The sequence below is a fragment of the Inquilinus limosus MP06 genome (assembly GCF_000767795.1).
GTDB lineage: Bacteria > Pseudomonadota > Alphaproteobacteria > DSM-16000 > Inquilinaceae > Inquilinus > Inquilinus limosus_E.
This window is the reverse complement of sequence record NZ_JANX01000482.1, coordinates 1-4,984: the sequence shown is the minus strand read 5'-3', so window position 1 is coordinate 4,984 and position 4,984 is coordinate 1. Positions and strand designations below refer to the sequence as shown.

Genomic DNA, 4,984 nt, shown 5'->3' with positions numbered 1-4,984 from the left:
GGCAGCGACCAGTCGACCCGGGAGATCGCGAAGGCGGCCGCCGCCCAGCCCAGCAGGCCGAGCGGCAGACTGACGGCCAGGCGGTGCGACCGGGCCAGCAGCGAGTAGAGGGTCAGGAACACCGCGGTCGCGGCGTTGATCGCCAGGCTGGCCAGGGCGCTGCCGGAGACGAAGCCGGAATCGTGCTCCATGGCCAGGAAGACATAGGCGGGGCCGGCGGAGATCGGCAGCGTCGCGATCATCGCCGCGAGCAGCGGTCCGCTGCGCTCGACCAGCAGCGATGCGGTGACCACGATCCCGGCGGTCAGCGCCAGCTTGGCGGCGAACAGAAGCCAGAACGGGTCGATCACGGCGGGTCTCCGGGACGGCAGGGCCGCATGCCTTGCTAGACCATCCGGCGCCGCCGGCGGATCGATGGATTCTCGGACCTGTCCTGCGCGGCGCGCCTGGATCAGGATATCCCCGGCCGGTCGCAACCGGCGCAGGAGGTGTCGATGTCCAGATGGGGAATTGTGCTGACCGCGGCCGCGGTGCTCGGTGGCCCGGCCGCCGCTACGGCCGAGGACGCATCGGTGATGTGCCTCTACTCGATGGTGAACGGCGCGCGAGCGATGCTGATTCATTGTGGCGAACCGCTCGATGACCAGCATGAGCAGAAATACGTCCTTCTGAACCAAGCGCTGGAGGACTTCATCCGTGCCAATGGCGGCGCGATCGCGGATCGCATCATTGCGCATGAGGGGCCGCAAGGCTCTCTCGAACATGTCCGGAAGAGAGGGCAGGACAGCTGCCGGTCCAGGGACTATCCCGGCTGGAAGCAGTTCATCACCAAGCTGCTGGACGATCCGGCCGCCACAGACTCGATCAAGGAGCAGTTGAAGACACCGCGGGATCCGAGGCAGGGCGGCTGCCTCTGACGCCGTTTCCACCGCAAGAACCGGGTGGCGAGCGTGATCGGTCTCGGCGAGAACGGCGGCATGAGCACCACCAAACCCGCAGCCCCGCCCGCGATGGCTTTCGCCGACTGGCTGCTGCTGATCGCCCTGTCGATCGCCTGGGGCGGCTCCTTCTTCTTCTCCAAGGTCGCGGTGGCCGAGCTGCCGCCGCTGACCATCGTCCTGGTCAGGGTCGGGCTGGCGGCGCTGGCGCTGCTGCCGGTGCTGCGCCTGGCCGGCCTGGCCCTCCCGCGCGACCGCGGCACCTGGGCCGCCTTCTTCGGCATGGGGCTGCTGAACAACCTGATCCCGTTCTGCCTGATCGTCTGGGGTCAGACCCGGATCGGCAGCGGCCTCGCCGCCATCCTCAACGCCACCACGCCCTTGTTCACCGTGCTGGTCGCGCATGTCCTCACGACGGAGGAGAAGCTGACGCCCAAGCGCCTGGCCGGCGTGCTGCTCGGCCTCGCCGGCGTCGTCGTGCTGATCGGCCCGCAGGTGCTGGGCGGGCTCGGCGGCGAGGTGACGGCGCAGGTCGCGATCCTCGGCGCCGCCCTGTCCTACGCCTTCGCCGGCATCTTCGGCCGCCGCTTCCGCAGGCTGCCGCCGATGGTCACCGCCACCGGCCAGGTCAGCGCCACCACCGTGATGATGCTGCCGATCGTCGCCCTGGCCGACCGGCCCTGGACCCTGCCGATGCCCAGCGGCGCAACGCTGCTGTCGCTGGCCGGGCTGGCGGTGCTCAGCACCTCGCTGGCCTATGTCCTCTACTTCAAGCTGCTGTCCCGAGTCGGCGCCACCAACACGGTGCTGGTGACGCTGCTGATCCCGCCCAGCGCCATGCTGCTCGGCCATCTGGTGCTGGGCGAGGTGCTGTCCGGCCGCGCCTGGGCCGGCATGGCGCTGATCGGGCTGGGCCTGATCGCGATCGACGGCAGGCTGTTCGGGAAGCTCCGGCGGGCCGTGGGCTCGCCCGGTCAGGCGACTTCGTCGTAGGTGACGCCGAGGGAGGCCAGCGCGTCCCAATAGGCGGGATAGGTCTTGGCGACGCAGCCGGGGTCGAGAATGGTGATGCCGTCGATCTTCAGCCCCGCGAGCGCGAAGCTCATGGCGATGCGGTGGTCGGCATAGGTCTCGATCCGGGTCGGCAGCACCTGGCCGGTCAAGGCGGGGTCGGAAGCGACGATCAGGTCGTCGCCATCCTCGCGGCCCAGGCCGGGGCGGATGCGCGACAGCTCGGTCGCCAGCGCGGCGACGCGGTCGCATTCCTTGACCCGGAGATTGGCGATGCCGGTGAAGCGCACCGGCGTCTGGTTGAACGCCGCCAGCACCGCCAGCGTCGGCACCGCATCCTGCATCTGTGACCCGTCGATCACCGGCGGCAGGTGCGGAAACCGGGCGATCAGCGCCTGCGCCTTGGCGTCCGGCTGGGTGAAGGCGGCGGCCGGCACGCCCAGGTCGATGGCGCCGCCGGTCAGCACCTCGGCCCCCCACAGATAGGTCGCGGCCGAGGCGTCGGGCTCGATCACATGGTCGGCGGCGCGGTAGCCGGTGGGCTGCACCCGCCAGGTCGCTTCGTCGAACTGCTCGACCTCGGCGCCGAAGGCGCGCATCGCCGCCACGGTCAGGTCGACATAGCCGCGGGCGCCGATCTCGGTACCCGTCAGCGCCACCTCGACCGGCCCGGTGCCGCAGGCGGCGGCCATCAGCAGGGCGGAGATGTACTGACTGGACAGGCCGCCGTCGATCTCGACCCGGCCCGGCGCGAAGGGCCCGTGGCCGCGCACCGTCACTGGCGGATATCCGTTGGTGTCGGCGATGTCGATGCCGAGCGAGCGCAGCGCCTGCACCAGCGGGCCGATCGGCCGCTTGCGCATATGCGCGTCGCCGTCCACCACCACGGTGCCGTCGACCATGGTCACGGCGGCGGTCAGGAAGCGCGTGGCGGTGCCGGCATTGCCCAGGAATAGCGGCGCGGCCGGGGCCTGCAGCCGGCCGGTGCCGGTGACGGTGAAGCTGGTGTCGTCCGGCTCCTCGACCGTCACGCCCATGGCCCGCAGGGCGGCGGCCATCAGCTTGGTGTCGTCGCTCTTCAGCGCGCCGGTCAGGCGGCTGGTGCCGCGGGCCAGCGCCGCCAGCAGCAGCACGCGATTGGTGATCGATTTCGATCCGGGCGGGGTCACCCGGCCGGTCAGCGGCCGGCCCGGCGCCTTGATCGTCAAACCCTGTACACGCGCATCCATGGCCGCCGTCCAACTCTCCCGGGTGATCATCCTGATCTAGCGATCTCTGCGGCTCTGAACCAGCGCGATCGGCTCATTCGAGCCATTCGGTGATGAAGCTGCCGTTCTCGTGGATGTCGATGGTCTGCAGCGGGCCGGGGCCGGGATTGGTGAATTTGTGCGGCGCGTTCGCCGGCACCACCACGATCTGCCCGGCCTCGGCCAGGATCTCCCGGTCGCCCAGGATGAACAGGACGCGGCCGGCGCGGATGATGAAGGTCTCGGGATAGGGGTGGCGGTGCAGCTTCGGCCCGCCGCCCGGCTCGGCCCGGTCGAAGAAGATCACCGAGACGTTGGCGCCGCGCTTGCCGAGCTGGATCTCGCCGTGCCAGCGCTCGGTATCCTCGGCCCATTCGTGGCGGTCGATGACGGGGTTCATGGCGTTCTCCCTTTGGTTTCGGGCCGGCTAGTGTTCTGTTCACCATACTCCACATCCGTCATCGCGAGCCCCGCAGGGGCGTGGCGATCCAGTGGCACCGGTCCCTGGATCGCCACGTCGCTTCGCTCCTCGCGATGACGAGTTGAGAGCAGGCGCAACCGCTCTCCTACATCCCCGGCCCCAGCGTCCGGGCCTCGCCCAGCAGCCAATCGCGGAAGGCGACCAGGCCTGGCCGCGGCGTGCGGTCCGCCGCCGCCGTGAACCAGTAGCCGTGGCGGCTGTGGAAGCCGAGGCCGGCCGGGTTGACCAGCCGGCCGGTCGCCAGCTCCTCGCCGATCAGGCAGCGCGGCACCAGGGCCAGGCCCTGGCCGGCGATGGCGGCGCGGATCACCAGCGCGTAGAAGCCGAAATGCACCATATGCGCCGGGGTGAAATCCGACAGCCCCTGGGCCTCGGCGAACTCGCTCCAGCGCAGCGGCGTGTGGCGGTGGTCCAGCACGGTGTAGCGGCGCACATCCTCGGCCGCGGCGATGCCGCCCATCCGGGACAGCAGCGACGGTGCCCCGACCAGCGCCACATTGCGGCCGAACAGGTACTCCGCCTGCTGGTCCGGCCAGTCGCCCTCGCCGAAGCGGAACACGCCGTCCGCCTCCTCGACCGTGTCGCCGGTGGCCTGGGTGGTGAACTGCACCTCCAGCTCCGGCCGCGCCTTGGCCAGCAGCGACAGGCGCGGCACCAGCCAGCGGTCGCCCAGGATCGGCAGCACATGCAGCCGGATGGCGTTGGGCGACCCGCGCAGCGCCGCGATCCGCCCGGCCGCGGTCTCCAGCGCCCCCAGCGCGATCCGCGCCTGCTCGACATAGATCCGCCCGGCCGGGGTCGGCACCAGGCCGCGGCCGGTGCGGGCGAACAGCGGCATGCCGGCGATCTCCTCCAGGCTGCGCAGCTGCTTGCTGACCGCGCTCTGGGTCAGGTTCACGCTCTTCGCCGCCTCGGAGGCAGAGCCGTGCTCGACCAGCGCGGCCAGGACGCGCAGGGCGGTGGTGGAGGGCAGGGGGGCCGGCTTCGGCGACATCTCTCGGGCTATGACCATTCGGACTGGCGCACACGATATTCCATTTCGGACTACCGTGGGGAAATCATTTCCATTGTCGCTCCTCCTGCGGCTTGCCAGCATCCGCGGCCGAACAGGGAGCCGAGCATGACCGAACCGACCCGCCTCTGGGGCGCACGCTTCCGCGCCGCGCCCGCGCCGGAGCTGATGGCCCTGTCGCGCTCCGACGCCAGCCATTTCCGCCTCGCCCCCTACGACCTCGCCGCCTCGGCCGCCCATGCGCGCGAGCTGGTGCGGGCCGGCATCCTGACCGAGGCCGAGGGCGTGACCATCG

General features: G+C 70.7%; 6 protein-coding genes and 1 pseudogene. 3 read left to right on the top strand and 4 right to left on the bottom strand.

The window, feature by feature from the left end; all coding sequences use genetic code 11:
- On the bottom strand, positions 1 to 350 hold a 350-nt coding region (locus P409_RS26495; protein ID WP_034845473.1), incomplete at its 3' end, for a hypothetical protein.
- A 144-nt stretch (positions 351 to 494) separates the two neighbouring features.
- Between P409_RS26495 and P409_RS26490 the strand changes: the two genes are divergently transcribed.
- Together P409_RS26490 and P409_RS26485 are read left to right on the top strand one after the other, a co-directional pair.
- Entirely contained in the window at positions 495 to 917 is a 423-nt protein-coding gene (locus P409_RS26490; protein WP_034845471.1) for a hypothetical protein, read from the top strand.
- A 24-nt stretch (positions 918 to 941) separates the two neighbouring features.
- Complete coding sequence (locus tag P409_RS26485; RefSeq protein ID WP_343285526.1) at positions 942 to 1,931, top strand: DMT family transporter; 990 nt, start codon at positions 942 to 944, stop codon at positions 1,929 to 1,931.
- Here P409_RS26485 and P409_RS26480 read toward each other — a convergent pair.
- From P409_RS26480 to P409_RS26470, 3 genes are all read right to left on the bottom strand, one after another.
- Entirely contained in the window at positions 1,913 to 3,178 is a 1,266-nt protein-coding gene (locus tag P409_RS26480) for a 3-phosphoshikimate 1-carboxyvinyltransferase (RefSeq protein ID WP_034845469.1), read from the bottom strand. The genes P409_RS26485 and P409_RS26480 overlap by 19 nt on opposite strands.
- 73 nt (positions 3,179 to 3,251) lie before the next feature.
- Entirely contained in the window at positions 3,252 to 3,596 is a 345-nt protein-coding gene (locus P409_RS26475; RefSeq protein WP_034845467.1) for a cupin domain-containing protein, read from the bottom strand.
- A gap of 166 nt (positions 3,597 to 3,762) precedes the next feature.
- Complete coding sequence (locus tag P409_RS26470; RefSeq protein ID WP_034845465.1) at positions 3,763 to 4,671, bottom strand: LysR substrate-binding domain-containing protein; 909 nt, start codon at positions 4,669 to 4,671, stop codon at positions 3,763 to 3,765.
- Positions 4,672 to 4,797: 126 nt separating this feature from the next.
- On the opposite strand from P409_RS26470, the pseudogene P409_RS26465 reads away from it, so the two are divergent.
- A pseudogene (locus P409_RS26465) lies at positions 4,798 to 4,984 on the top strand (hypothetical protein); the annotation flags it as partial.